Source organism: Geobacillus jurassicus NBRC 107829, assembly GCF_001544315.1.
Classification (GTDB): domain Bacteria; phylum Bacillota; class Bacilli; order Bacillales; family Anoxybacillaceae; genus Geobacillus; species Geobacillus jurassicus.
This window is the reverse complement of the sequence record NZ_BCQG01000130.1, coordinates 1-664: the sequence shown is the minus strand read 5'-3', so window position 1 is coordinate 664 and position 664 is coordinate 1. Positions and strand designations below refer to the sequence as shown.

1 protein-coding gene is annotated in these 664 nt (G+C 56.0%); it reads right to left on the bottom strand.

What is annotated here, in order from left to right; all coding sequences use genetic code 11:
* A partial coding sequence (locus GJ1_RS17445) for a YhfC family intramembrane metalloprotease (RefSeq protein ID WP_066235155.1) occupies positions 1-576 on the bottom strand: 576 nt, incomplete at its 3' end.
* Between the last annotated feature and the right edge of the window lie 88 nt (positions 577-664).

Genomic DNA, 664 nt, shown 5'->3' with positions numbered 1-664 from the left:
CAAAACGAGCAGCGACAGCGCCACGTGCACCGCCAAGGCAAACAGCCGTTCCAAGCCGCCTAACACGTACATCGCAAACGGCGTGTGCAGCACTTGCTCCTTGATCAGCTCCGCCTGCCTGGGCGGAAGCGACGGGGCGATCGTTTTGTCGAATGATCCGGATTGAATCAGGCTGGCAAGCACGATGACGTTGACCGCGCCAACCACCCCGAGCAATACCGCTTCCGTCCCGCCGTGCCCAAGCCCGAATGATAAACCATCGCCATATCCGCGATGTTGCTTTAGCAGCCAACGGAACCCGACATAGCGGCCAATTTCTTCAAACACGCCGGCGGCAAGCGCGGCGTATAGGACAAAGAGCCAGACGCTGTCCGTGCCTTTCAACGCCGGGCGCCCCGGTTCAAGCACGGCGATGTGCAGCGCTTTTTCCAACACTTGTGAGAAAACGAGAAACACGGCCGCTCCTACGCCGAGCGCCTTCCATGAAAGCCACCCTTTTTTCCTCCCATACCATACAAGTCCAATAGGAACCAACAGCGAAATGAATAACTGCACCACTGCGCCCGCCATGCCCATGTTATATCCCCCTTCCACCTATTCATGAACGTTTGCGCTGCTCTTGCTGATAATAGAGAAATGATTGAACCATGACATATATGTTGCC